The organism is Pseudomonas sp. HOU2 (assembly GCF_040729435.1).
Classification (GTDB): Bacteria; Pseudomonadota; Gammaproteobacteria; order Pseudomonadales; family Pseudomonadaceae; genus Aquipseudomonas.
Genome location: NZ_CP160398.1, coordinates 2,094,030 through 2,119,943, shown reverse-complemented (window position 1 = coordinate 2,119,943; position 25,914 = coordinate 2,094,030). Strand labels below are relative to the sequence as shown.

The following is a 25,914-nucleotide window of genomic DNA, read 5'->3' as shown; positions in this document are numbered from 1 at the left end:
GATGACTATATGTGTGTTTGAGTCTAAATGACTACTTATAAATTAAATCATTGATTTATAAAGATAAAAAATCTGGCATGAAAACTGATAACTACAGGGTAATTCTCAAAAAAGCTCAGGAGTCACTCTTATGCTTAGCGTCCAGGATCGTGCCATCGTCAAATCCACAGTGCCTCTGCTGGAAAGCGGTGGTGAAGCGCTGATCACCCACTTCTACCGCATGATGCTCTCTGAATATCCTGAGGTTCGCCCGCTGTTCAACCAGGCGCACCAGGCCAGTGGCGATCAGCCGCGTGCGTTGGCTAACGGCGTGTTGATGTACGCCCGACACATCGATCAGCTCGACCAGTTGGGCGATCTGGTGGCGAAGATCATCAACAAGCACGTAGCCCTGCAGATTCTCCCGGAGCACTACCCGATTGTCGGCACCTGCCTGCTGCGGGCCATTTCCGAAGTGCTCGGCGACGAGATCGCCACTCCGGAAGTGATGAGCGCGTGGGGTGCCGCTTACGGGCAACTCGCCGAGATCCTGATTGGCGCCGAAGCCGCGATTTACGACCAGAAAGAACAAGCGGTCGGCGGCTGGCGCGGGGCGCGGGAGTTCATCGTGGTGGACAAGGTCGAGGAGAGCGCGGAAATCATCTCGTTCTACTTCGAGCCTGCGGACAAAGGTCCGATCCTTGCTGCAGAGCCGGGTCAGTACATCGGCATGAAGCTGTTCCTCGACGGAGAAGAAGTCCGTCGCAATTACTCGCTGTCGGCACTGGCCAATAAAGGTCAGTACCGCATCAGCGTCAAACGCGAACCGGGTGGTCGTGCGTCCAACCACTTGCATGATCAACTGCACGTCGGCGCGAGCATTCAGCTGTTCCCGCCATCGGGCGAGTTCACCCTGACTGCCAGCGACAAGCCGTTGGTGCTGATCAGTGGTGGCGTTGGCATTACCCCAACTCTGGCGATGCTCGAAGCGGCGCTGCAAACCGAGCGCCCGGTGCATTTTATTCACTGCGCGCGCAACGGCAGCGTGCATGCGTTCCGCGACTGGATCGATGGGTTGGCGGCGCGTCATCCACAGCTCAAGCGCTTCTATTGCTACGCCGAGGATGACGGCGTGAGCCCGGCGGCGGACAGGATCGGGATCCTCAGTCAGGAGCAGTTGGGCGAATGGCTGCCGGCGCAACGGGATGTCGACGCTTATTTCCTTGGGCCGAAAGGGTTCATGGGGGCGATCAAGCGGCATCTGAAAGCGCTGGGTGTGCCGGAGCAGCAGAGCCGTTATGAGTTTTTCGGGCCGGCGGCGGCTTTGGAATAATCCAGAACCGGGTTGCCTTCATTCGCGAGCAGGCTCGCTTGTATGTTTAGACTTGAAGGGGTGGGCGGGACTACAGACTCGATTCTGACTCTGACCAGTACAGACCGTGGGAGACTTCTCGTCCCGCCCCTTCTACCCAAAGCGCCAATAAGGAATTCATCGGTAAACCGACGACAGAGACAAGCCAGCGCAACGGTAGACCCCAACAAGCTCTTAAACCCTAGCTCCGAGGATTCGTCATGACAATCCTTACTTCGCAGACGGTTGTTGGTATCGATATCGCCAAGGCCGAAATCGTTGTCTATCGCGCCGACCTGGAAACCATTGAAGCGGTCAAGAATGATCGTGCCGCCCTCAAACGTTGGCTCAAAACTCTGCCCGCGCAAAGCGCTATCGCTGTCGAAGCCACCAATATCTACCATTTGGAGACTGTTGATCTGGCTCATGCGATGGGACATCAGGTCTATGTGGTGGATGCTTATCGAGTCAGCCACTATCGTCGCGGTGTCGGTCAGCGAGCCAAAAATGATCCATGCGATGCACGCGTGCTCGCACGCTATCTGACGAATGAACAAAGCAAACTGCGGCTTTGGAACCCGCCTCCTAAAGCCTACACCGTACTGAAAAGCTTGCTGCACAGACGCGCGACGCTGATTCAGAACCATACGGGTCTGATGTTGAGCTGGGCCGATGAACCCTTGCTGAAGAAAGAACGTACGGCTCAGCAAAAGGCATTCGAGCGATCCGACAAGGTCATTCAAAACCTGCTGCGCAAAGTCAGCAAAGAGGCCGGTATTGATGAGAATATTGGCCGCTGCAAAGCAATCGAGGGCGTGGGAGAGTTGACTGCGACTGGGTTGGCAACGACCTATATGCGCGGTGACTTTGCCAACAGCGACGCGTTCATCGCGTTTTTGGGTATGGATCTGACGGTGGACGATTCGGGGAAAAAGAACGGCCCGAGGTTCCTGAGCAAAAAAGGAGATCCGGAGATCCGTCGATTAGCCTACAACGCCGCAATGGCGGCGTGTCGCTCAACCAAGTGGAAGCCTTTTTACGAGTCTTACCTGGCCAGAGGCTTCTCGAAAACACAGGCATTGGTAGCTCTTGCTCGCAAGCTCTGCCGAGTGGCATTCGCCCTGATGAAGAATCAGGGCGAATACCGATCAGTTTGAGATTCTAGGGTTGCTGAGCAACATAGAATCTCCCACAGGATTTGTGGCGTGCACAGAATGTGTGAACGACGCGGAACCTGTGGGAGCGGGCTTGCCCGCGAAGGCCGTTATGCAGTTCTGACTTATAGAAAAGTGTTCCAAGGTTAATAGTTTCTTAACCGGCTTATCGTTTATTCCTCCCGATGCTGATGACAGACGCCCGTTCGTCTGGCTGATCAGGATCGCCCCGGTCGCACGCCATCTTTCCTCGCCGTGGTACGTTCAAGGCTCTCAACGGGCTGGGTCAGCGTGTAGACTTCCGGGCAACCGATATCTATCAGATCGACAACGGTCGCATCGCGGTCAATTGGCATATCGAAGACAACATCAGCCTGATGGCGCCACTGCAAGCGCAGCCGCCGATCAGCTGAACCATGGACATACAAGGGAAACGCGATGAGCGAGGAAACGATTCGACTGGGACGTGAACGGCGCTTTCTAGTGCTGCTGGGTATCATCTGCCTGGCGTTGATTGGTGGCGCGCTGTACATGCAGGTCGTGCTGGGCGAGGCGCCATGCCCGCTGTGCATCCTGCAGCGTTATGCATTGTTGCTGATTGCGCTGTTCGCGTTTATCGGCGCGGCCATGCGCACCCGCCGCAGCATCACCGTGTTCGAAGTGCTGGTGGTGATCTGCGCGATCGCCGGGGCCGGTGTCGCCGGGCATCATGTTTACACCCAGTTCTATCCGGCGGTGAGCTGCGGCATCGATGTGTTGCAGCCGATTGTCGACGACCTGCCGCTGGCGAAGATCTTCCCGCTGGGCTTCCAGGTCGATGGTTTCTGCTCGACGCCGTACCCGCCGATCCTCGGTCTGTCGCTGGCGCAATGGGCGCTGGTGGCGTTCGTGCTGGTGGTAATTCTGGTGCCGCTGCTGACCTCGCGTAACCGAAAAGCCCTGCGCTGAATCAACTCTTCGGCTGATCGGCCGATACAGAAAACGCCCCGATTTGCGGATCAGCCGCTCGGGGCGTTTTGCATTTCAGAGTGATTGTGAAATCACCGTGACGAACGGCAATGAAGAGTGCGGCAAGTGTGCGACATGTTGTCACACGCGCCCTGTCGCAGGGCCTTTCGGCGACCCGGATTGGCGTAATGTTACAAAAAAGGATTGGTCTGTTTCGGCATTTTTCTGGTTTTGCACGCGGGTGCCAGATCAGGCAGTTTTAACAGGCTCTGGCAGATGGCCAGAGGCCTTTGAATATCGGGCTTTGCGCCGATTCGGTGGCGGGAAAAAGCCTTCAGAGCTGTCTGAACTGAGGTGTATAGGCCTACATTTTTTGGTGTTTTTGTTGAGAATCGATTTCGATAACATGCGGAACTTTTGCAAAAACGGTGATGGATTGTTGCTCTGAGCGATAAAAATTATTTCGGGATAAGACATGGTGTATAGGGCGCTACCTATCTACAATCGCCCGCACTGAATTCCCGGCACTGTTCAGCCTTTATTAAGGAACTGGACAGGAAGTCGGGTGTCGAGCGGGCCGAAAGGCTTTTGCGACACCCAGGTGTCGGTGCCTTCCAACTTTCCGCACCAAATGGAATTGGTCTGTAACAAGGCCTTTGACCACGAATTCGAATAAGAACTGACCGCTGTCCCAAGGTTTTGTCGAGCGTCTGACGCGCGACGGGCGGCCCTTATTCAATCCAAAGAAAATGCCAACCCTTGGCAGGGTGAAGTGTTGGCGATCAAAACCCAACTGCATTGCGCAAGCTGCTTTAGAGGTCGTGAGATGAGTAAAAACAGGTACCCCAGATTACTAGGCCTAGTGCCGCTGCTCGGCACGTTGTTGCTGGGAGGCTGCAACATGACCCTGCTCAATCCAACGGGCCAGGTCGGCCTGGAACAGCGCAACCTGATCATCACCGCCACGCTGCTGATGCTGTTGGTCGTTGTGCCGGTTATCGTCATGACCTTCCTGTTCGCCTGGAAGTACCGCGCGTCCAACAAGGATGCCGTCTACACCCCGAAATGGTCGCACTCGACCAAAATCGAAGTGGCGGTCTGGACCATCCCGGTTCTGATCATCATCGCCCTGGGTTACATCACCTACATTTCGACCCACAAACTGGACCCGTACCGTCCGATTGAATCCGACGTCAAGCCGGTGACCATCGAAGTCGTGGCGCTGGACTGGAAGTGGCTGTTCATCTATCCGGAACAAGGCATTGCCACGGTCAACAAGATCGTGTTCCCGGCGCACACCCCGGTCAACTTCCGGATCACCTCCGACGCCGTGATGAACTCGTTCTTCATCCCGGGCCTGGGCGGCCAGATCTACGCAATGGCGGGCATGACTACCCGGCTGCACCTGATCGCTGACCGCAACGCTGAAATGGACGGTATCTCCGCCAACTACAGCGGCGCTGGTTTCACCGGTATGAAATTCAAAGCGATCGCAACTTCTCAGGAAGATTTCGACGCCTGGGTAAGTGAAGTCAAAAAGGCACCTAAACAGCTTGAACCAGCTGAATACGCAGCCCTTGCCAAGCCAAGCCAGAACAATCCAGTCGAGCTCTACTCCTCGGTCACGCCGAACCTGTTCCAGACCATCGTCGACAAGTACGAAGGCATGAAACCGGGCAAGCCGCTGAAGCACGAGAAGAAAGAGAAAGAAGTGGCGGCAACGGACATGGACTCGAATTCGCATTCAGCTGCCGGGGCAGAGGAGTAAACGATGTTTGGTAAATTAAGTTGGGAAGCGATCCCTTTCCACGAGCCGATCGTGATGGTCACCATCTCGATGATCGCGCTCGGTGGTCTGGCGTTGTTCGCTGCAATCACCTACTTCAAGAAGTGGACCTACTTGTGGACCGAGTGGCTGACGTCGGTCGACCACAAGAAAATCGGTGTGATGTACATCATCGTTGCCATGGTCATGCTGCTGCGTGGCTTTGCCGACGCCATCATGATGCGTACCCAGTTGGCCATGGCCACCGAGGGTTCGCCTGGCTACCTGCCGCCTGAACACTATGACCAGATCTTCACCGCTCACGGTGTGATCATGATCATCTTCATGGCGATGCCATTCTTCACCGGCCTGATGAACCTTGCAGTGCCGCTGCAGATCGGCGCGCGTGACGTTGCCTTCCCGTTCCTGAACTCCCTGAGCTTCTGGCTGCTGGTGTCCGGCGTTGTGCTGATCAACCTGTCCCTGGGCGTCGGCGAATTCGCCAAGACCGGTTGGGTTGCCTATCCGCCGCTGTCGGGTCTGCAATACAGTCCTGGCGTGGGGATGGACTACTACATCTGGGCGCTACAGCTATCGGGTCTGGGTACAACGTTAACCGGGGTTAACTTCCTCGCGACCGTGCTGAAAATGCGTACCCCTGGCATGAAACTGATGGACATGCCGATCTTCACCTGGACCTGCACCTGGGCCAACGTCCTGATCGTGGCTTCGTTCCCGATCCTGACCGCTACCCTGGCACTGCTGACCCTCGACCGTTACATGGATTTCCACATTTTCACCAATGAACTTGGTGGCAATCCAATGATGTACGTCAACCTGTTCTGGGCCTGGGGCCACCCTGAGGTTTACATCCTGATCCTGCCGGCATTCGGCATCTTCTCGGAAGTGATCTCGGCGTTCACCGGCAAGAAACTGTTCGGCCACCACTCGATGATCTACGCTTCGGGCGCGATCTCGGTACTGGGCTTCATGGTTTGGCTGCACCACTTCTTCACCATGGGTTCGGGTGCCAGCGTCAACGCCTTCTTCGGTCTGGCGACGATGCTGATTTCCATCCCGACGGGTGTGAAACTGTTCAACTGGCTGTTCACCATCTACCAGGGCCGTCTGCGCTTCACCAGCCAGGTGCTGTGGACTCTGGGCTTCATGGTGACCTTCGCCATCGGCGGCATGACCGGCGTACTGCTGGCCATCCCGGGTGCTGACTTCGTTCTGCACAACAGCCTGTTCGTGATCGCGCACTTCCACAACGTGATCATCGGCGGCGCGGTATTCGGCTACATCGCCGGTTTCGGCTTCTACTTCCCGAAAGCGTTCGGCTTCAAGCTGCACGAAGGCTGGGGTAAAGCAGCGTTCTGGTTCTGGATCTCGGGCTTCTTCGTCGCGTTCATGCCGCTCTATGCACTGGGCTTCATGGGCATGACCCGTCGTCTGAACGCCACCACCAACCCTGAGTGGGTACCGTACCTGTACGTTGCCATGTTCGGTGCGGTGATGATCGCTGTCGGTATCGCCTGCCAACTGATCCAGCTGTACGTCAGTGTGCGTGACCGCAACAAGCCAGAGAACATGTGCGAACACGGTGACCCGTGGAATGCCCACACTCTGGAATGGTCGACCTCGTCGCCACCTCCGTTCTACAACTTCGCTGTGCTGCCGAAGGCTGACTGCATCGACCCGTTCACCGAGGCCAAGGAAAACGGTACTGCGTACCAGGCTCCGGCCAAGTACGAGCCGATCCACATGCCGAACAACACCGCCACTGGCGTGGTGATGGGCGCACTGCTGACCGTCTTCGGTTTCGCGATGATCTGGCACATCTGGTGGTTGGCGATCGCCAGCCTGGCCGGCACTGTCATCTACTTCGTGATCCACGCCGCACGTGACGACCAGGGCTACATGGTTCCGGTTGAAACGATCGAGCGCATCGAAGCCGAGCAGCACAAGCGTCTGGTCGCGGCAGGGAAAATCCCGGCCAATGCCACCCGTGTAACCTCGTTGGAACAGGCTTAAACCATGTCGAACTTAGTGACCAATGTTGGACACGCCCATGGTGACCATGGGCACGATGACCATCACCACGACTCGGGCGAGATGACCGTATACGGTTTCTGGCTCTACCTGATGACCGACTGCATTCTGTTTGCGTCGATCTTCGCGGTGTACGCAGTACTGGTAAACAACGTCGCCGGTGGCCCGTCGGGCCACGACATCTTCGAACTGCCATACGTGCTGGGCGAAACCGCTCTGCTGTTGTTCAGTTCGATCACCTACGGCTTCGCCATGCTGGCGTTGTACAAAGGCAAGAAGCAGCAGGTTCTGGGCTGGTTGTTCATGACCTTCCTGCTCGGCGCAGGCTTCATCGCCATGGAGATCAACGAGTTCCACCTGCTGATCTCCGAGGGCTTCGGTCCTAGCCGTTCGGGCTTCCTGTCGGCGTTCTTCACCCTGGTCGGTACCCACGGTCTGCACGTATCTGCGGGTCTGATCTGGATGGGCATCATGATGTACCAGGTCAACAAGCACGGCCTGACGGCGACCAACAAGACCCGTCTGAGCTGCCTGAGCCTGTTCTGGCACTTCCTGGACGTGGTGTGGATCTGCGTATTCACCGTTGTTTACCTGATGGGGACTCTGTAATGGCTAATGCACACTCCCATGACAGCCATGATGCTGGCCACGGCAGCGTAAAGTCGTACGCCATCGGCTTCATCCTGTCGGTGATCCTGACTGCCATCCCGTTCGGCCTGGTGATGTTTCCGACCTTGCCGAAGTCGACCACGCTGGCAATCGTCCTGCTGTTCGCGGTAATCCAGGTGATCGTTCACCTGTACTACTTCCTGCACCTGGACCGTTCGATTGCACAACGTAACAACGTGATCGCGTTTGTCTTTACGGCCATCGTGATCCTGCTGCTGGTTGGCCTGTCGCTGTGGATCATGTTCAGCATCCACACGTACATGATGGCGAAGTGAGGTAGACCCGATGTCGCTCAAGCACTTTATCCAAATCACCAAACCGGGGATCATTTTCGGTAACGTGCTTTCTGTGGCAGGCGGGTTCTTCCTGGCCTCGAAAGGGCATGTAGATCTGGCGGTGTTCCTGGCCGCCATGATCGGCACTTCCCTGGTCGTGGCCTCCGGTTGCGTGTTCAACAACTGCATCGACCGCGACATCGACCTGAAGATGGAACGCACAAAAAACCGGGTGCTGGTGCAGGGCTTGATCTCCCTGAAACTGGCCCTGGTCTACGCGACCATCCTGGGTGTTCTCGGCGTTGCCTTGTTGTACAAGGTGGCCAACCCGTTGGCCGCCCTGTTCGCGGTAATCGGCTTCATCATCTACGTCGGCTTCTACAGCCTGTACCTCAAGCGCAAGTCGGTGCACGGCACGCTGGTGGGCAGTCTGTCGGGCGCCATGCCGCCAGTGATCGGTTACGTTGCCGTCACCAACAGCTTCGACATGGCCGCACTGACCCTGCTGGTGATGTTCAGCCTGTGGCAGATGCCGCATTCCTACGCCATCGCGATCTTCCGCTTCAACGACTACCTGGCCGCATCGATTCCGGTGCTGCCCGTCAAGCGCGGAATCGAAGTGGCCAAGAAGCACATCCTGCTCTACATCCTGGCGTTCCTCGTGGCGACCTTGATGCTGACCTTCAGCGGTTACGCCGGCATGAGCTACCTCGCGGTCGCCGCGGCCATGGGCATGTACTGGTTGTACATGGCCTGGACCGGCTACAAGGCGGTGGATGACACGGTCTGGGCACGCAAGCTGTTCGTGTTCTCGATCTTCACCATCACCGCCCTGAGCGTCATGATGTCCCTGGACTTCAAGGTGCCGGCCGAGCTGCTGCTGACGTACGCGCCGTAAGGCTGGATGGCTTCACGAAAAACCCCGCACATTGAGAGATGTGCGGGGTTTTTTGTTGGCTGGCTTTCGGTAAGGCGTCGGCAATCGCGAGCAGAGGCCACTTCGACGCGATACATTTGTAGGAGCTGCGGCACGCTGCGATCTTTTGATCCTGATCTTTAAAAATACAATCAAAATCAAAAGATCGCAGCGTGCCGCAGCTCCTACAGGGTTTAGTTGCGATATCGGCGTAAACCCCCTAGATTTGGATCCAACCATAACGGTGATAGCGCCATGCCACTTCGCAGGGACACTGTTATTCATGCATCAATCGAGAGGCTGGGCGAAATGACTGAGAGGATGACCTGCGACGAACGCTTCATTGCCCTGGCACAAGAGCTGAACTACGACATCTATGGCGAGAACACCGCCGGCGGCAATTACGCGCCGCTGATCCGTCATCGCGATGAGTTGTACATCAGCGGCATGGTGCCGCGTACCCACGGCAAGATTCAGTATCCGGGTCGGGTGGGGCTGGAGTTGACCCTCAAGGATGCGCAGGCCGCCGCGAGCATCAGTGCCATGCGCTGCCTGGCGCTGATCGTCGATGCGGTCGGTTCACTGGACAAGATCCGGGCGTTGTTGCGGGTCACGGTGTATGTGAAGTCGACCCCGGACTTCGTTGACCTGAGCGAAGTGGCCAACGGTGCATCGGACGTGTTCAGCCATGTGCTCGGCGATGCCGGCCGGCACACCCGCACCACGGTCGGTGTCTATCAGTTGCCGAAGAACGCCGCGATTGAAGTCGACATGGTCGCAGCGGTGCAGCCGGAAGTCTGATCGTCACGCCGCCCAACAAAAAGCCCCGCCTGAATCGCAGTGCGGGGCTTTTTCGTCGGCGCCGGATTTACTGCGCGGCGATGCTGTAACCATCGAACGCGGTCTGCTGTTGCAGGGCGGTGATGATGTTCTTGCGGTTGATCGCGTGTTCGGTGCCGGCGTTGTCGATGAAGGTTTCGCCTTCCAACTCGGCTTCTTCGCCTTCACCGACGAAGGTGAAACCGAGGAACTCCAGCGCTTCACGGTCAACGTTCATACGCGAACGCGGGGTGCGCAGCGGCAGGGTCACGCTGCTGCCGTCCTTGCTGATGGTGAAGATTTCGAGTTCTTTCTTCTTGGCGGCCTTGCTCTTGCCGCCGCTCGGGTTGCTGATCGCCTGATGGGTCTGGTTCAGCACTTTGAGCGCGAGGCCGTAGACGATTTCCTGAAACGCCGGATCGTCCTTGAAGCAGGACAGGATGCGGCCGATCGAGAACTTGCTGCTCAGGTCTTCAAGGGCGGCGAGGTCGGCGGCTTCGGCGTCTTTCAGCGCCTTGAGCTGGCCCATCAGCTCGTAGGCCTTGTCGTCATCGAAGCTGTCGTGCGCTTGGCGGATCGCGGCGCGCAGCTCGCGGATCTGGTCGCTTTCGCGGGTCGACTGGAACGCGTCCAGCACCATCTCGCTGATGATTTTGGCTTGTGGAAGGTGTTGTGAAAGATTGATGGAGTTTTCGTATTCCGCTTTGGACGATTCGGTGACTACGGATTCAGCGGTGTTGAAATCGGACATTGAAATTTCACTACTTTTTTAACTTGAGTGGAAACGAGAAAGCGCGAGGTCTTTTTCAGGCCGGTTAATTTAGGGGAGCGGGGCGGCGTTGTCACGGAACAACAGTCCGGTGGTGCGGATTATTTGTCCGGCGTGTTCAGGTTCATCGAGCGCACCATCCACTGTTCGGCGGTTTGCTGATCGGTCGGCAGCGTGAAGCGGAAAGTCGCCCCGCGCCCGGCGACATCGATCAACTGAATCTCACGCCCGTGCAGTTGCAGAATACGGTGGACGATGCGCAGCCCCAATCCACCGTCACGTCGCGCCCCACCAATATTGAACGGACGCAGGAACAGGCCTTCGCGCAACTCGGGAGCGATGCCGGGGCCGGTGTCGCTGACCGTGACTTCGACCAAGGCGCCCAGGGGTTTCAAATCCAGCTCGATTTCACCGCCCGCAGGCGTGTGGCGCAAGGCATTGTCCACCAGGTTGGTCAGTACCCTTTCGATCAAGCCAAGGTCGGCGCAGACCGTCGGCAGGTTCGGCCCGAAGCTGGCCTTGAGTTCAACGTGGCGAGCTTCGGCGGCCAGTTCGAATTTCTGGAAGATGTCCTGCAGCAGATCGATCAGCGAGAAGCGCTCCAGTACCGGCTGCACGAAACCGTGCTCCAGTCGCACCAGTTCCAGCAGCGATTGCGCCAACCCGCCGACCTTGCGGCTTTGATCGAGGGCAATGCCCAGATAACGCCGGCGTTCTTCGGCGGTGAGTGTGGCGTCCTTGAGTGACAGGGTTTCCAGATAACCGTGCAGCGAGGCCAGTGGCGTGCGCAGGTCGTGGGAGATATTCGCCACCAGTTCACGGCGCTCCTGATCCTGGCGGGTCAACGAGCGCCACTGTTCGCCCAATCGGTTTTGCATCTGCCGGAAGGCACCGTCGAGTACGGCGATTTCATCCGGGTCAGCGCTTTTATCCACAGCCACTGAAGGTGCCGGCAGAGGTTGCGGCGCGCCATCAATGTCGAAACGGCTGACGGTGTCGGTCAATCGCCGCAATGGCCGGGTAATCAGGTTGAACGCCGTGAGACCGGCGATCAGGCACAACAGCGCCACCAGCCCGATCGACAGCAACGCCGTATTGAGTGCAGCACTGGTCGCGCCACGTTCGGCGAACCGATCGTGTTCTTCGCTGAGCAACACTACGTACAGATAGCCGGCCGGTTTGCCATTGACCTTCAATGGCGCGGCGCTGAACACCTTGCGCCCGTCGACGCTGCGCGGGTCATCGCCGAGGATCGGCAACGGCTGATCGGCAAGCAGACGCTGCACCGGAACCAGATCGACCTTCTCCCGCCGCAAGTGGCCTTCGGGGGCAGCATTACCGACAATCCGCCCCTCGGTATCAAGCAGGTACACCTCGACACTCGGGTTGACCAGCATCAGTTTGCTGAACAGTTCGCGCACGGCGCCGGGCATCAGGCCATTGCTGTCCATCAGCACCGTGTCATGAGCGATGTGCTGTGCCAGATCCCGCGACAGGCCTTGCACCACTTCCAGTTCATGCATCTTGCTGGAGCGCACCTGCAGCCATGCCGAGGTGCCGCAGCACACCAGCAGCAACACGGCGAACACAACGGACAGGCGCTGCGACAGGGTCAGTTTCATGGTTGTTCCGTACCGAATTTATAGCCTCGGCCCCACACGGTGAGGATGCGGGTCGGTTGCGCCGGGTCGGTCTCGATCTTCGCCCGCAGGCGATTGATGTGCGTGTTCACCGTGTGTTCATAACCCTCGTGGCTGTAGCCCCACACTGCGTTGAGCAGGTCCATGCGCGAGAACACCTTGCCCGGTTGGCGGGCGAAGAAATACAGCAGGTCGAACTCCCGTGGAGTGAGGTCCAGGCGCTCACCATTGAGGGCGACGTCGCGGGTGATCGGGTCGATGTTCAGGCCATCGAGACTGAGGCTGCCGGCGTCCATTTTCAGATTGCGCGCCATGGCGTCGACCCGGCGCAGCAAGGCTTTGACCCGGGCCACCAGTTCCAGCATCGAAAACGGTTTGGCGAGGTAGTCGTCGGCCCCCAGTTCCAGCCCCAGGATGCGGTGCAGTTCGCTGGAACGGGCGCTGGTGATGATGATCGGCGTATAGCGCGCCATCGCCCGGGCGCGGCGGCAGATTTCCAGGCCGTCGACCCCCGGCAACATCAGGTCGAGGATCAATGCATCCCACTGTCCCTGCTGCAGCAGGCGCATGCCTTCGTCGCCGTCGGCGCAATGCACGACATCGTAATGCTCATCGCGCAGGTGCAGGCAAATCAGGTCAGCAATGTGTTGGTCATCCTCGACCACGAGGATGCGTCTGGTTAATTCCATCAAGCTCAATCCTTCGGCGCAGTGAGCGCATTGTGCGGGTTTTCCTCGGGGCGAGTTATCACGAATTCGTTAACTTCCCGTGAGGATTTGGCGATCAACCCAAGCCTAGGCTGTGTTCCATGACAGGCACCTGGAATTTTAGGAGACGGCCATGTTTTCACGGCGACAGATTCTCGTAGCGAGCGGCGGGCTGGGGGTTGCAGCCTTGGTGGCGGGTGTATTGCCAAAATTGTCCCCGGGCACCGCGCTGATCGATCAGGCCCATGCCGATGAGATTTTCGAGGTGAGCCACAGCGACAGTGAATGGCACTCGCTGCTCTCGGACGAGCAGTACGCCATCCTGCGCGATGAAGGCACCGAACGGGCCTATACCAGCCCGCTCAACAACGAACATCGCAACGGCACATTCGCCTGCGCGGGTTGTGATCTGGCGCTGTTTTCATCGGCGACCAAGTTCGACAGCCGCACGGGCTGGCCGAGTTTCTGGGCGCCGCTGGAACACGCGGTGGCTACGCGTCAGGACCGATCGTTCGGCATGTCGCGCAATGAAGTCCATTGCCGGAGGTGCGGCGGGCATCTGGGGCATGTATTCGACGACGGCCCGAAACCCACCGGCCTGCGTTATTGCATGAATGGTCTGGCGATGACGTTCAAACCCGTGGCGGCATGAGCCATGGCCCGAATTCGATTTTCACTTTCTACAGGACGACACCATGTGGCTCTTGGTTCTCGCTTATCTGGGCGGTGTGCTGACGATCGTCAGTCCGTGCATCCTGCCTGTTCTGCCTTTTGTCTTCGCTCGCACCGGGCAGCCGTTTATCAAGAGTGGCTTGCCGCTCTTGGCCGGGATGGCGCTGACTTTCGCCCTCGTCGCCACACTGGCGGCGGTGGGCGGCGGTTGGGTGGTGCAAGTCAATCAGTACGGTCGCTGGCTCGCGTTGCTGTTCGTTGCACTGTTCGGGTTGACGCTGCTGCTGCCGCGCCTCGCCGAGCGCCTGACGCGGCCGCTGGTGTCGGCCGGCAGTCGGCTGTCCGAAGCTGCGGGCCAGGACAATCGTCCGCGTCCCGGCGCCTCGTTTCTGATCGGCGTCGCCACGGGGCTGCTGTGGGCGCCGTGCGCCGGGCCCATCCTCGGTTTGATTCTGACCGGTGCCGCGCTGCAAGGGGCAAGCATCGCCACCACGCTGTTGTTGCTCGCCTACGCGGCGGGCGCCGCGACTTCACTGGCGGCGGCACTGCTGCTGGGCGGTAAGGTCTTTGCGCTGATGAAGCGCTCGATCGGCACCGGTGAGTGGATCCGCCGCGGCCTGGGGGCAGCGATGCTCGCCGGTGTCGCAGCGATTGCCCTGGGCCTCGATACCGGGTTGCTGGCGCGGTTGTCGACGGCATCCACGGGCGGGATTGAACAGGCACTGGTGGGCCAACTCTCCGGCAAATCTCCCGCGGGCAACGGCACGATGATGGCGCAGATTCCTGCTGCCAGCGGGGCGATGAAAGTTGCCGACAAGGCGCCGGGAACACTGCCGGTCGAAGGCCAGTTGCCGCCGCTCACTGGCGCCGTGCAATGGCTCAATTCGCCAGCGCTGGACGCCCAAGCACTCAAGGGCAAAGTGGTGCTGGTGGATTTCTGGACCTACTCCTGCATCAACTGCCTGCGCACCTTGCCATACGTCAAAGCCTGGGCGGAAAAGTACCGCGATCAAGGCCTGGTAGTGATTGGCGTGCACGCCCCGGAATTCGCATTCGAGCGCGATGCCGGCAATGTCACTAAAGCCATGAAGGAGCTGGGTATCAACTATCCGGTCGCCATCGATAACGACTACAAAATCTGGCGTGCTTTCAACAACGAATACTGGCCGGCGCATTATTTTGCCGACGCGCAGGGGCGGATTCGTTACCACCATTTTGGCGAAGGGGACTACGCCGAATCGGAACGGGTCATACAGCAGTTGTTGCGTGAAGCCGGGGCGAAAACCGTGGCTGACGGCCTGATCAACGCCGATGCCCAAGGCGTGCAACTGGCCCCGGACATGAATCAGGTGCTGTCGCCGGAAACCTATGTCGGCTACCAGCGTGCGGAACATTTCGTACCGGAAACCAGCCTGGTGCCTGACAAGGTTGCGACCTATAACCCACCGGCCAAACTGACCCTGAATGACTGGAGCCTTGGCGGCCAATGGGCCGTCGGTGCCGAGCGCGCCACCGCCAGTGCAGCATCGAGCCGCATCGTTTATCGCTTCCATGCCCGCGATCTGCATCTGGTGCTGGGCCCGGGTACGGATGGCAAACCGGTGCGCTTCAAAGTGTCGATTGACGGTCAGGCGCCGGGTGCCGCCCATGGTGTCGATGTTGCCGCGGATGGCAGCGGTCGCGTGACCGAGCAGCGCTTGTACCAATTGGTGCGGCAAACGGACGAGGTGAAGGATCGGACCTTCACCATCGAATTTCTTGACCCGGGCGTATCGGCCTACGCCTTTACCTTCGGCTGATCGGGAGTGCATAGCATGAAAACTCAAAACAACTGGCGCCGTGTATTGCTCGGCGTCGCCATGGCCGGCGTGATCGGTCAGTGCTCGGCGTTCTCCTTCGGTGCCGAAGACGCAGTGGTCATCCCGCCACCAACTCTCGACGAAAACACTCAGGCCCACAGTGAAACCGCGGTGTTCGCCGGTGGTTGTTTCTGGGGCGTACAAGGGGTTTTCCAGCACGTCAAAGGTGTGCAGAAAGCTGTCTCCGGTTATGCCGGCGGCGCGGCGAACACGGCGCAATATGAGCGGGTCAGCGAAGGCGATACCGGTCATGCCGAGTCAGTGCAAGTCACCTTCGATCCGACGCAAGTCAGCTACGGCGGCCTGCTGCAGATCTACTTCTCGGTGGCCCACAACCCGACCGAACTCAACCGCCAAGGGCCGGACAGCGGCACGCAATATCGTTCAGCACTGTTCCCGACCAACGCCGATCAACAACGGGTGGCCCAGGCCTACATCGCCCAGCTGGACGCGGCGCATGCCTACAACAAACCCATCGTTACGAAACTGGAAACCTACAACGGTTTCTACCCGGCGGAGGACTATCACCAGGATTTCCTGACCGAACACCCAAGCTATCCGTATATCGTGATCAACGACATGCCGAAGGTGGCGCAGTTGAAGCAGTTGTTCGCGCAGCGTTATCAGGAGAAACCGGTGTTGGTGAAAAGCGGGAGTTGATTCTCACGTGTTACTTGAGCCTTGGGCGCTCCATGGCAATCACCGATGTTTCAAACCCCAAACTGGCAAAAAATGCCTCCGCCCCTTCACGCCCGGCGCGCAGGACCCAAGTGATTTCGGGGTTGTCACCCATGACATGCTCGACCAGTGCGCGCCCGACGCCGGCGCGCCGATGCTGGTCATCGACCACGACCATCGACAGATAGCCGTTGGACAAACCATCGGTGATGCCTCGAGCGAAACCGATGATCTGCTCGCCGCTCAGCGCGAGCGCAGTGCGTTGCGAGTTTTCGAGCAGTTGAGCGAAATAGTCGCTGGAGCCTGTTCGGTGTCCCCAGCCATGTTGCCCAAGAAACAGGCGAACTGGCTCTACTTCGGCAGGCAAAAGATCGCGTACGGTGTGGTTGGTTTTCATCGAGTGGCAGCATCCTTGTCGGCAATCACCGGAGCATAGTCAATCGCAGTCCAAATCAGGATCTGCCCCAGGTTTTCATCGCAAATTCGACAAACCGGCGTAGCTTCGGCAAACGATAACGGTCCGGGGCGTAGAGCAAATGCAAAGGGCGGCTCGGTGGCTGGTAATCGGGGATCACCGTCACCAGTTTTCCGTCGCGCAGGTCCTGTTCCACCAGCGCATCCGGCAGCATGACGATGCCCATCCCGGTGCGCGCTGCCTGATGCAGGCCGGCGGAGGTGTTCATCAGCATCGGGCCGCTGACATCCACCAGAATTTCGCCATCCGGGCCGCTGAGGCGCCAGCGTTTTTCCACCGATTGCCAGTCGTCGCCGGCAGGGTAGGCGAACGAAAGGCAGTCGTGTTGCTGCAGGTCTTGCGGAGTGATCGGCATGCCGCGCCGGGCGACGTAGGCCGGCGAGGCGCACACGGTGAGGGTGTAGTCGATCAGCGGTCGGGCGATCAGGTTCGACTGCTCGAAATGCCCGAGCCTGAATGCCACGTCGAGACCGCTTTCCAGCAGATCCGGACGGCGGTTGGTCAGCACCACATCCATTTTCACCTGCGGGTATTGCAGGGAAAACTCGCTGAGCGCCGGGGCCAGGCGTTCGACGCCAAAAGTCAGTGGCGCGGTGATACGCAGCAAGCCGCGCGGCTCGTCGAGGGCCTGTTCGGCGAGGCGTTCGGAGTCGGCCACCAGGCCTAAAACATCCAGACAGCGCTGGTAGTAGACACTGCCAAATTCGGTCAGCCGCTGCCGGCGGGTGGTGCGCTGCAACAATTGCACGCCGAGCCGTTGCTCCAGTGCGCGCAGGTGATTTCCGACCATGGTCGTGGACATTTCGCACTGCAACGCAGCGGCCGTCATGCTCCCGGCTTCCACGACTTTCACGTAGACGCTCATCGCCTGCAACAGGTCCATTATCAAGCTCGGCTTTTAAATGAAAGAAGTTTTGCCGAGTTTATCCAGTTTCGGTGGCTAACCATACTGCCAGCACACCGACCTTCACTGGAGTTTGAAGTCATGACCGCCGCCCTGATGAACACCTACCAACCGTTGGCCCTGAGCTTCACCAGAGGCCTGGGCACGCGCCTGTGGGATCAGGCCGGTCGTGAATACCTGGATGCCGTTGCCGGGGTTGCGGTGACCAACGTAGGGCACTCGCATCCACGGATCGTCGCGGCCATCAGTGAGCAGGCCGGAATGCTGCTGCACACCTCCAACCTGTACAGCATCGACTGGCAACAACAGCTGGCGCAGAAACTCACGCAGCTGTCGGGAATGGAGCGGGCGTTCTTCAACAACTCCGGCGCCGAGGCCAATGAAACTGCACTGAAACTTGCGCGCTTGTACGGCTGGCGCAAAGGTATCGAACAGCCGCTGGTGGTGGTCATGGCCAACGCATTTCATGGCCGCACCTTAGGCACCTTGTCGGCCAGTGATGGGCCGGCGGTGCGGCTGGGCTTCAATGATCTGCCAGGGGATTTCGTCAAAGTGCCTTTCGGTGATCTGACGGCGCTGGATCAGCTGCAGCAAAAACATGGCGCGCGCATCGTGGCGATTCTGGTCGAGCCGATCCAGGGCGAAAGCGGTGTGCAACTGGCGCCGCCCGGCTACCTCAAAGCCCTGCGCGAACTGTGCAATCGGCACGCCTGGCTGTTGATGCTCGACGAGATCCAGACCGGCATCGGCCGCACCGGCCAGTGGTTCGCGTTCCAGCATGAAGGCATCGTGCCGGACGTCATGACCCTGGCCAAAGGCCTCGGCAACGGCGTGCCGATCGGCGCTTGTCTGGCGCGGGGCAGGGCGGCGGACCTGTTCACGCCCGGCAGCCATGGCAGCACCTTCGGCGGCAACCCGCTGGCCTGCCGGGTCGGCTGCACGGTGCTGGACATCATCGAAGAACAAGGCTTGCTGGAAAATGTCCGGGTGCAGGGTGAACGCCTGTTGACCCGCCTGCGCGCCGAACTCGCAGACAACCCCAATGTGTTGGCGATTCGCGGGCAGGGCTTGATGATCGGCATCGAATTGAAGCAGCCGATTCGCGATCTGACGCTGATTGCTGCGCGGGATCATGGGCTGCTGATCAACGTTACACGCGGCAAGACGATACGGCTGCTGCCACCGCTGACGATTGATGAGCGGGAGGTGGGGATGATCGTCAGAGGAGTTGGACGGATTGTTTCCGCGAATTAATGGATATCAGATAACCCTGTGGGAGCGAGCTTGCTCGCGAAGGCGTCGTCACAGTCGACATTAATGTTGAATGCTCGACCGCATTCGCGAGCAAGCTCGCTCCCACACGGGAAGCCTCTAGTCCGGATAATCCCCCAACTCCGGCGCCAGCATCCGCGTCTTCACCGCCCCGTTCGAATTGTGCTGAATGATCTCGCTCGGCTGTCCGTGCGCATTGAAAAACACTTGGCCGATCCCCGCCGAATTCCATAGCCGTTCACCCGCTTCGGCATGCTCCGGGGTATAGGGCACGATGCGCATGCGTCGGCGTTTGGTGAACCAGTTCAACGGCGAGCGCGGTGAATAGAGCCAGCGGTTGAGGCGGTCGAACCATTCCAGCAGGGTTTTCGGAAACTCGTTCTTGATCCCGCTGCTGGTGATCTGCCAGATCCGTGGCCCGGCCTTGCGGTGTCGGATAAGTACTTCGTAGACGAAGGAATAATGCACATCACCCGACAGCACCACGTAGTTCCCGGGTGTGCGGGTGTGTCGGAAAATGTTCAGGATCACCTGCGCGGCGCCGCGATGGGCCATCCAGTTTTCCGCGTCGACCAGCAGCGGATAACCGCACCAGCTGAAAACCTTCTGCACGGTTTCAATCAGCTTCACGCCGAAGATCGGCGCGGGGGAAACGATGATCGCTGACGGATGATCGAGCAGGTCCTGTTGCAGTTCGCTCAGCGCTTCCCAATCGAGAAGCCCGGATGGTTGCTTAAGCGCCATCTCGCTGCGCCAGCGCCGGGTGCGGGTATCGAGCACCACCAGCGCCGGGCTGCTCGGCAGCACGAAATGCCAATGCTGAAAGCGCAGCAAGTCGTCGATCAGCGCATCCTGCACAGGGCTGTCGAGATAACGATCATCACCGCTGGCGCTCAGGCGTCGAGTGTTCTCCAGCAGATCCTTGAACGCGTCCGGATTGTTGCCCCAGCCCTGGCACAACATGTACGCGATCAGCGCGTTGCCGATGATGCGTTTGGAGAACGGGTGGCCGTAGGCGGTTTCCTCCCATTGCGCGGAAAGATTCCAGTCATCGGTGATGTCGTGATCATCGAAAATCATCAGGCTCGGCAGATGCGCCAAGGCTCGGGCGACGTTGCCCAAACCGGCCTTGAAGCCATCGATGCGGGTTTGCTCCAGGGTGTAGCGCTTCAAGCGTTCAGGCGTCAGTGACGGAACAGCAGGATTGATCAGCGTCCAGGCAACCGGCGACCACACCAGCAAGTACATCGCCATCACTTCGGCGAACGTCACCAGATGATTGTCAGCACTGCTGCTGGTGAAAATCGGCTTGCGCGCGCCGCCGAAAAATCGCTCGCGCAAGGTCTCGTTGCTCTCTAGCGCCGGTAACAGATCCGCGCGGTGGTAGTAACTGGCCGGGTGTTCGTAGAGTTTGGCGCTGTCGCTGACCACGGCACCTTCGAGGTGTTCGTCGAACAGGCCGAGGCGCGCGATCAAGCTGTGTATTGCCCGCAGCATCGGGCCGGCGACGTCGTCGGCGTAGATTTGGTCGCCGCTCATCATCAACAGGGCCGGGCGTTGTTGCGGGTCGGTTTCTGTCGCCAGCAACTGATCGACGCAGAGCAGACCGTCTGCCGCCGGATGATGGGGCTTGCGGCAGGAGCCGTGCAGCAACTGATCAATCCGTGAGCGCACGACAAGGTTCGGACAGCGGGCATTGCCGTACAGCAGGTGCGGCGCCCATTCGGCGATGGGCGTCTGGCCGTCGATCAGCAGGTCATAGTCGATACGCGTGTCGCAGGGCAGGGCGCTGTCGAGCGCAACGTCAATCAAATGGACGAACGCATGACGGCCTACAGGAATGACCGTGCATTTCCCGGCATCGAGAGGAATGTCTCCTACACCCTGCAAGCGCAGGCTCAGCGACAGTTCGCGGGTGCCGACCAGCCACAGCACCACGCGCGTCGGTTCCAGACGGCGCAGCAGTGGGCCGGCCAGGACGGGAGGCTGCGGATTCAGGTCAGCAGGTATCGAGGACATTCAGGGGGCAAAGCTCAAGACGCACAGGCTGGCGATGATAGCGCAGCCGGCGCCTTGAACCCTTAAACGAGGCTTAAGAGTCAGCCTTCTGTAGCTTCAGCGCCAGCAGTCGCCATTCGGCGGACGCGGGTTGCTCCTGCACCGAGCAGTCGAAGCGATAAGTGACGTCATCGCCGTTCATGTTGCGTGCGGTGACCTTGTTGCTGAGGGTGTAGACCTGATCCTTGAAGCGCTTGGTGACAATGGCAGAACTGTCGGCGAAGCGCTCCGACGCCGGGAAGCGCAGTGTGCTGGTGACCAGCGTGCCGCACATGACATACGCGAGCATCGATTTATCGCTGTCGGCATTTTGCCCAAGCTTGTCGCGCAGCGCGGTGAGCGCTTTACGGCCCTGCGCGTCGCTCTGATCGAGGACGGTTTTTTCCGATATCGATTTCGGTGCCCGGCTGGCGTAATTCGGTAGCAGTGCGGAATCCGGCGGAGAAGGTTGGTTGTCCGGCTCGATCGCGGCAAAGCCCGGCGCGTTTTCCAGCACCGCGGACGTCGAATCCGACTCGGCTTCCGGCAACAGACTGGTGGTGACATCGCTCTGTGTGATCACGTCTTCGACTGGCGCCTTTTCGGCTTTATGCGCCGACGGGAACAGCGACAGGAGGATCGACAGCACCACCAAACCGACGATAAAACCGCCCGCCGCGCCAACGATGTTGCCGTAAAACAGATTCCAGCTGCCGCGGTTTTTTACCACCCAGCGCCACATCAAACCCCAGGCGGCGATAAATGCCAGAAAACTCAGAAACGCCATTCGATCCTTTCCTTAAACCTGCAAGAACGTTCAAGCCAGCATGCTTCGAGCCCGCTGAAATATGGGCAGCAAGATAGCAGAATAGAAGCGTTGCGCTTCTTGCTCATCTAGCCGATCAGCTACCGGTCAGTTCGAAGCGCAAATCCAGCAACTTCCAGTCGTCAAAACCTTCGTTCATGGTTGGCAACGCCTGCAGAGTGCATTCGAAACGATAGGTCAGATAATTTTGCGCAGCGTCGTGGATCTTCATCAGACTTGTGCTGGTATAGATCTGATCTTTGTAACGCTGGGTCGAGAGAGCCTTGTCGTCGGCGAACAAGGCCAGTTCCGGCTGACGCAGAACGCTGCGTATAAACGGCTCGCACATCTGGAACGCGATCAGTCTTTTGTTGGGATCCGGCCTGCCAACGAGCCCTTTTCGCAACTGCGCATGAGCCAGAGTCTGTTGCGCACTCATCCCTTGAACCGTCGCCAGTTCAGAACGGGTTGTCGGTATTTCATTGAGATAGTTTTCCACCAGGCCGGACTTGAGCGGTTCTGGCGTAGCAGCAGGCGCATCGGCGACATACTCGGGCAATGCTTCCACGGACGACGTGTTGGCAGAACCCGCAGGGCCTGATTTTCCTTGCATGGTCAACTCCAGCAGGCGCCATTGGTCATCCTTGATCCCGTTGCCGGACACGAACTGCACGGCGCAGTCATAGCCGAGACTGACCATCGTGCCTTCCATGTTTTCGCCACTAATCCTGCTCGTGACGAGGTAGGTCTGGGATTTGTAAGTGTCGAATCGAACGTCCTCAGTCTCGTCGAAGGAGGCAGAGTCCGGAATGCGCAGCGTGGACTTTGCCGCTGACCGACAAATCAGCCCCGCCATGCTTCCGTTGACCCCGTTGACCATATCTGCGCTGGCTCGCCATTGCGCGTATTGGCTTCTCCACTGTGGATCGAGACTGGCGGAAAGCAGCGGAGTAGATAGCCGTGGATAGCGCGGGCTGTCGGTTGGCAGCAACGGCGACGTCGGAGCGGATGCGCGACTGGCCGGAGTGCGTGGGACAAAGGTTCTGAGCTGGCTTTCGTTGGCGATTTGCGGCTGAGTGCCGCTGGATGTCGCGGGCGTGGATTTTTCGGGCAGAAGTCCGTTGACGATAACGAACATTACGACTGCCACGATAAACCCGGCAATCACACCGGCGAAGTGGCCGAAGAATACCGGCCAGGTTCCACGATTCTTGACGACCCAGAGCCACATCCCTGCCCAGACCAGCAAAAACATCACGATCAACGATGTTTCCATCCCATCCATTTCCTTTCTTTAACTCGTGGCAGCTCACTGAGTAGATCCGCCGTTGCGGGCGGCAAGATAGCAAAACAATTACGTGTTCGTTTACACGTTGGGGAAATAATTCACAGCAAGAACCAGCAAGGTCACCAAGCCGGCAGCAAAGCCACATACCCCACCCAGTAACTGACGTGCAATCGGATGTTCGGGTTGATGGCGATTGGCAATCCACAACCACACCCCCGCCAGAACGCCCGCGCTTGTGGTGAACACCACCAGACTGCGATCCAGGTTAGGTGTCGCCATCGATGTACCAATGACTGCGTTGTAAATCAGCGTGAACACAATGCCAGTGACCACGCTACTTCCTGCGCCAGCAAGGTTGCCAAGTAGCAAGTTCCACTCACCCCGTTGCTTGACCACCCACAACCAGGTTCCGGCCATTACTGACAAGCACAACAAAGCATCCATTGGTTTATTCCCGAGTGCGCGATAACAGAGGCAGTGACAGGCCTCCAGCGAAAGTGGACGGCAAGATATCAAAATAGTAGCTTCACGCCACTTTCTTCAAACACGTAACGGACTACACATGCCGATTGTTTCTTTTACACCGCGCGCGCTTGGCGCTTTCCTTCTCGCCATCGTGATGACCCCGGCGCTTGCCGACTGGGATGAAACCCCGGAGGTCGCCTGGAAGGAGTACCTCGCCGATTGTGGGAGTTTTCAGCAAGTGGTGAGCAACGTTCAAAACGGGGTCATGGCTACCAGGCAAGCGATGAATCGCGTCGACAGCTTGAATCGCACTGTTCATGTGCATCGCGATCACCTCTCCCAGGAACGCCTCACCTCTCCCGAATATGCCCGCTGCGAAAACGTCATTGCTCAAGCGTTCGTGATCCGGAACAAGGAAGAGGAGGTCCTGGTCGCGGAGCTTCAACAGCAATACTTCAAGGCACAGGCCGAGCACGAGAAGTCCCCGGAATACAAGCGCGCCCTCGATCTGGGCTTTAGCGACGTTGGCGGACTTGGCAAGCTCAAGGAACTCGCCGAGGATTCGGAAACGGATGGCGAAGCGTATCTGAAGACGTTGATGATCACGGTCGATTGGGGCTGCGGCCGACATTTCCGCGCCGTGAGATACGTCAAACCCTATGTGATCTACACCGCCCATCCCGATGAGGGCAACTGCGCCGTCTATAAAGAGGTCGCGGTGCTTGGCGGAGAGATGGTGGAGAGGGGCGAGACCATCGATCAGGACGCAATTTTTCAATACGTGGGATGGAAGAAGCTGGAAGGGCCAGGTGGGTTTCCCGTCGACATTCGAGTAGTAAAAGTGCGGCAGTAATCCAAAGGGCTGTTTCTACAGATTGCGCATCTGATTACAGAATGTCCTTCAAATAACCCTTGAGCGCGAGGAGCGGCTGATCAAGCTGCTCCAGCGACTGCGCCTGCCGGAAATCGGCTGACAGCTTGTGCAGCTCTCGCCCCAGCGGTTTCTCGACCCCGCCCAAGGCGTCCATTGCCAATCCCAGACACTCGTTCATCTTGAATTGGATGGTCTCGACATCCCGGCGGCGCACCAGCAATTCGAACACGTCTTTCTGGTAATCACCCATGACCATGTCATCCCGCAGAATCGGGCTCAGGCCTTCCTCCTCGTAAGCGAGTTTTAGGGAGAACAGGGCGACGGTTTCCAGTGACGTTTCCATGGTTGGCCTTGGAGGTCCTTAAGCATGAGTCTTGAAATTTGACGACCAGCGAGAACCGCAACGGGCGGCAGACCGCGTGCTGGCGGGCGTGATTATACTGAGCGGACGCATCACGTGCAGTCCCGAGGCAAAACAGGTTGCGCGGGCAGCGCCGGGATATTCAATGACCTAAGCAACAGAACGAGTTTCTCAGAATGGCCAATGAGTATGAGGTGCCACAAAAACTCGACATTGATTCAGACACATGAGCGGAGCAACGATCATGGAATACGATGAAAAGTTGATTGAAGAGGCTGTGCTTGCCCTGTTGGCCGCGTTCAGTTCCGACGACGGCAATGCATGGAAAGGCTTCGATTTCGAAGTCATGAACCGATTGCATGAGCAGGGTCTCATCAGTAATCCGGTAAACAGGAACAAATCGATCTGGTTGACGGACTAGGGCCGGGAACGAGGTCGTCAGATAGCTGAGCGTTTGTTTGGGGGAGTTGTTCAAGCCCCGCGTGCGCCTGATCCAGATATCTGAGTTCCTGTATCGGCTCGTCGTTTGAACTGCGCCGCGCCAGTGGAACGCAACTGGAGGAGTTTTCTCGTTGGAGCATTTTCTGAATGAACCACAACTGACAAACGTTAGAGCCGCACTGTCCGAACCGTTCAACCATTTTCCCACTGATTACGATTACATCGCATGCCAGCTCAAAGGCGTCGATCCAGCGGTGCTCTACGAGATTTTTTATTCAGAAGTTGCGCCGGTGTGCTTTATGAACATTGCAGCGGCCTTGCCGAGTGTCTGGACAGGTTTTGACCCTGATTGGCTCAGGGGCGAGATAGAGGAAAGGCTTGCGGCGCGGCAGCGTAATCGGTTTCGCAGGCTGTTCGACAAGTTGCTGATTCGTTGGTTGAAATACAACTACGACCATATGTGGCAAGAAATCGCCAGCAGACTTTGAGCTTGTGGTAAGCGTCTGAAGCTCTTCGCTCTTAGCGATCAATACTTCGCCAAGTTTATTGCGCAACCGGTCTCATCGCTGGTGAGCAGGTGGCCATTGAGTGGAGAGGGGGGCACTTTCCGACAGACGAAAAAAAAGGCCTTGCTAAGCAAGACCTTTCTTGATTTTGGTGCCCCGAGGGAGACAAGAAAGATCTAGGTTGGCTGCGGCATACAAGCTGATTTATACAGATAGGGATACAAGCGGGGATA

Annotated in this window: 26 protein-coding genes and 2 pseudogenes; 18 read left to right on the top strand and 10 right to left on the bottom strand. The window is 58.3% G+C overall.

What is annotated here, in order from left to right:
* The first annotated feature begins 130 nt into the window (after window positions 1–130).
* The 10 genes and pseudogenes from hmpA to ABV589_RS09415 all read left to right on the top strand — a co-directional run bounded on the left by hmpA (window position 131) and on the right by ABV589_RS09415 (window position 9,910).
* Window positions 131–1,312, top strand: coding sequence for an NO-inducible flavohemoprotein (gene hmpA, locus ABV589_RS09460; RefSeq protein ID WP_367085665.1), 1,182 nt, complete (start codon window positions 131–133; stop codon window positions 1,310–1,312).
* A 239-nt stretch (window positions 1,313–1,551) separates the two neighbouring features.
* A complete protein-coding gene (locus tag ABV589_RS09455; RefSeq protein ID WP_367085664.1) occupies window positions 1,552–2,487 on the top strand; it encodes a transposase in 936 nt (311 codons plus the stop codon).
* Between the two features lie 254 nt (window positions 2,488–2,741).
* Window positions 2,742–2,897 (top strand): annotated as a pseudogene (locus ABV589_RS09450) (ester cyclase); the annotation flags it as partial.
* Window positions 2,898–2,922: 25 nt separating this feature from the next.
* The gene (locus tag ABV589_RS09445; RefSeq protein WP_007968385.1) at window positions 2,923–3,432 is read left to right on the top strand and encodes a disulfide bond formation protein B; all 510 of its coding nucleotides are present in this window, start codon (window positions 2,923–2,925) and stop codon (window positions 3,430–3,432) included.
* Between the two features lie 826 nt (window positions 3,433–4,258).
* Entirely contained in the window at window positions 4,259–5,200 is a 942-nt protein-coding gene (gene cyoA / locus ABV589_RS09440) for a ubiquinol oxidase subunit II (protein WP_007968383.1), read from the top strand.
* A 3-nt stretch (window positions 5,201–5,203) separates the two neighbouring features.
* Window positions 5,204–7,231: a cytochrome o ubiquinol oxidase subunit I gene (gene cyoB, locus ABV589_RS09435; RefSeq protein WP_007968380.1), complete on the top strand. Its 2,028-nt coding sequence runs from the start codon at window positions 5,204–5,206 to the stop codon at window positions 7,229–7,231.
* A 3-nt stretch (window positions 7,232–7,234) separates the two neighbouring features.
* Window positions 7,235–7,858 (top strand): cytochrome o ubiquinol oxidase subunit III, encoded by a 624-nt coding sequence (gene cyoC / locus ABV589_RS09430; RefSeq protein WP_003227982.1) that lies wholly within the window; start codon window positions 7,235–7,237, stop codon window positions 7,856–7,858.
* Window positions 7,858–8,193 carry a cytochrome o ubiquinol oxidase subunit IV gene (gene cyoD, locus ABV589_RS09425; RefSeq protein ID WP_003227981.1) on the top strand — a complete coding sequence of 112 codons (336 nt, stop codon included), beginning with the start codon at window positions 7,858–7,860 and terminating at the stop codon, window positions 8,191–8,193. The genes cyoC and cyoD overlap by 1 nt, the downstream gene beginning before the upstream one ends.
* A gap of 10 nt (window positions 8,194–8,203) precedes the next feature.
* Complete coding sequence (gene cyoE / locus ABV589_RS09420; protein WP_003227980.1) at window positions 8,204–9,091, top strand: heme o synthase; 888 nt, start codon at window positions 8,204–8,206, stop codon at window positions 9,089–9,091.
* A gap of 327 nt (window positions 9,092–9,418) precedes the next feature.
* Window positions 9,419–9,910 (top strand): RidA family protein, encoded by a 492-nt coding sequence (locus ABV589_RS09415; RefSeq protein WP_367085663.1) that lies wholly within the window; start codon window positions 9,419–9,421, stop codon window positions 9,908–9,910.
* 67 nt (window positions 9,911–9,977) lie between these two features.
* Here ABV589_RS09415 and ABV589_RS09410 read toward each other — a convergent pair whose 3' ends face one another.
* The 3 genes from ABV589_RS09410 to ABV589_RS09400 form a co-directional block, all read right to left on the bottom strand.
* A complete protein-coding gene (locus tag ABV589_RS09410) occupies window positions 9,978–10,679 on the bottom strand; it encodes a hypothetical protein (RefSeq protein WP_007968373.1) in 702 nt (233 codons plus the stop codon).
* Between the two features lie 119 nt (window positions 10,680–10,798).
* Window positions 10,799–12,319 carry a HAMP domain-containing sensor histidine kinase gene (locus ABV589_RS09405; RefSeq protein ID WP_367085662.1) on the bottom strand — a complete coding sequence of 507 codons (1,521 nt, stop codon included), beginning with the start codon at window positions 12,317–12,319 and terminating at the stop codon, window positions 10,799–10,801.
* Window positions 12,316–13,026, bottom strand: a complete 711-nt coding sequence (locus tag ABV589_RS09400) for a response regulator transcription factor (RefSeq protein WP_367085661.1) — start codon at window positions 13,024–13,026, stop codon at window positions 12,316–12,318. The genes ABV589_RS09405 and ABV589_RS09400 overlap by 4 nt, the downstream gene beginning before the upstream one ends.
* A 151-nt stretch (window positions 13,027–13,177) precedes the next feature.
* Here ABV589_RS09400 and msrB point away from each other — a divergent pair, with 151 nt between their 5' ends.
* Genes msrB through msrA form a run of 3 tightly spaced genes read left to right on the top strand, consistent with a single transcriptional unit; the run spans window position 13,178 to window position 16,235 of the window.
* Entirely contained in the window at window positions 13,178–13,696 is a 519-nt protein-coding gene (gene msrB / locus ABV589_RS09395; RefSeq protein WP_367085660.1) for a peptide-methionine (R)-S-oxide reductase MsrB, read from the top strand.
* Between the two features lie 43 nt (window positions 13,697–13,739).
* On the top strand, window positions 13,740–15,515 hold the full coding sequence (locus ABV589_RS09390; protein WP_367085659.1) for a cytochrome c biogenesis protein DipZ: 1,776 nt from the start codon (window positions 13,740–13,742) through the stop codon (window positions 15,513–15,515).
* 15 nt (window positions 15,516–15,530) lie between these two features.
* The gene (gene msrA / locus ABV589_RS09385) at window positions 15,531–16,235 is read left to right on the top strand and encodes a peptide-methionine (S)-S-oxide reductase MsrA (protein ID WP_367085658.1); all 705 of its coding nucleotides are present in this window, start codon (window positions 15,531–15,533) and stop codon (window positions 16,233–16,235) included.
* 10 nt (window positions 16,236–16,245) lie between these two features.
* On the opposite strand, the gene ABV589_RS09380 is transcribed toward msrA, so the two are convergent.
* Window positions 16,246–16,650 carry a GNAT family N-acetyltransferase gene (locus tag ABV589_RS09380; RefSeq protein WP_367085657.1) on the bottom strand — a complete coding sequence of 135 codons (405 nt, stop codon included), beginning with the start codon at window positions 16,648–16,650 and terminating at the stop codon, window positions 16,246–16,248.
* 55 nt (window positions 16,651–16,705) lie between these two features.
* On the bottom strand, window positions 16,706–17,611 hold the full coding sequence (locus ABV589_RS09375; protein ID WP_027612153.1) for a LysR family transcriptional regulator: 906 nt from the start codon (window positions 17,609–17,611) through the stop codon (window positions 16,706–16,708).
* Window positions 17,612–17,713: 102 nt separating this feature from the next.
* On the opposite strand from ABV589_RS09375, the gene ABV589_RS09370 reads away from it, so the two are divergent.
* Together ABV589_RS09370 and ABV589_RS09365 are read left to right on the top strand one after the other, a co-directional pair.
* Window positions 17,714–18,886 carry an aspartate aminotransferase family protein gene (locus tag ABV589_RS09370; protein ID WP_367085656.1) on the top strand — a complete coding sequence of 391 codons (1,173 nt, stop codon included), beginning with the start codon at window positions 17,714–17,716 and terminating at the stop codon, window positions 18,884–18,886.
* Between the two features lie 3 nt (window positions 18,887–18,889).
* Window positions 18,890–18,991, top strand: a pseudogene (locus ABV589_RS09365) (metal ABC transporter ATP-binding protein); the annotation flags it as partial.
* 12 nt (window positions 18,992–19,003) lie between these two features.
* On the opposite strand, the gene ABV589_RS09360 reads toward ABV589_RS09365, so the two are convergent.
* The 4 genes from ABV589_RS09360 to ABV589_RS09345 form a co-directional block, all read right to left on the bottom strand.
* Entirely contained in the window at window positions 19,004–20,923 is a 1,920-nt protein-coding gene (locus tag ABV589_RS09360; protein WP_367085655.1) for an alkaline phosphatase D family protein, read from the bottom strand.
* 73 nt (window positions 20,924–20,996) lie between these two features.
* Window positions 20,997–21,728, bottom strand: a complete 732-nt coding sequence (locus ABV589_RS09355) for a hypothetical protein (protein ID WP_367085654.1) — start codon at window positions 21,726–21,728, stop codon at window positions 20,997–20,999.
* Window positions 21,729–21,843: 115 nt separating this feature from the next.
* Entirely contained in the window at window positions 21,844–23,022 is a 1,179-nt protein-coding gene (locus tag ABV589_RS09350; protein WP_367085653.1) for a hypothetical protein, read from the bottom strand.
* Between the two features lie 90 nt (window positions 23,023–23,112).
* Complete coding sequence (locus ABV589_RS09345; protein ID WP_367085652.1) at window positions 23,113–23,478, bottom strand: hypothetical protein; 366 nt, start codon at window positions 23,476–23,478, stop codon at window positions 23,113–23,115.
* A gap of 118 nt (window positions 23,479–23,596) precedes the next feature.
* Here ABV589_RS09345 and ABV589_RS09340 point away from each other — a divergent pair, with 118 nt between their 5' ends.
* Window positions 23,597–24,352: a hypothetical protein gene (locus ABV589_RS09340; RefSeq protein ID WP_367085651.1), complete on the top strand. Its 756-nt coding sequence runs from the start codon at window positions 23,597–23,599 to the stop codon at window positions 24,350–24,352.
* 34 nt (window positions 24,353–24,386) lie between these two features.
* Here the strand turns inward: ABV589_RS09340 and ABV589_RS09335 are convergent, their stop codons facing one another.
* Window positions 24,387–24,716: a hypothetical protein gene (locus ABV589_RS09335; RefSeq protein WP_367085650.1), complete on the bottom strand. Its 330-nt coding sequence runs from the start codon at window positions 24,714–24,716 to the stop codon at window positions 24,387–24,389.
* Between the two features lie 262 nt (window positions 24,717–24,978).
* Here ABV589_RS09335 and ABV589_RS09330 point away from each other — a divergent pair, with 262 nt between their 5' ends.
* Together ABV589_RS09330 and ABV589_RS09325 are read left to right on the top strand one after the other, a co-directional pair.
* Window positions 24,979–25,155 carry a DUF6429 family protein gene (locus ABV589_RS09330; protein ID WP_367085649.1) on the top strand — a complete coding sequence of 59 codons (177 nt, stop codon included), beginning with the start codon at window positions 24,979–24,981 and terminating at the stop codon, window positions 25,153–25,155.
* Between the two features lie 151 nt (window positions 25,156–25,306).
* A complete protein-coding gene (locus ABV589_RS09325; RefSeq protein WP_367085648.1) occupies window positions 25,307–25,663 on the top strand; it encodes a hypothetical protein in 357 nt (118 codons plus the stop codon).
* The last annotated feature ends 251 nt before the right edge of the window (window positions 25,664–25,914 follow it).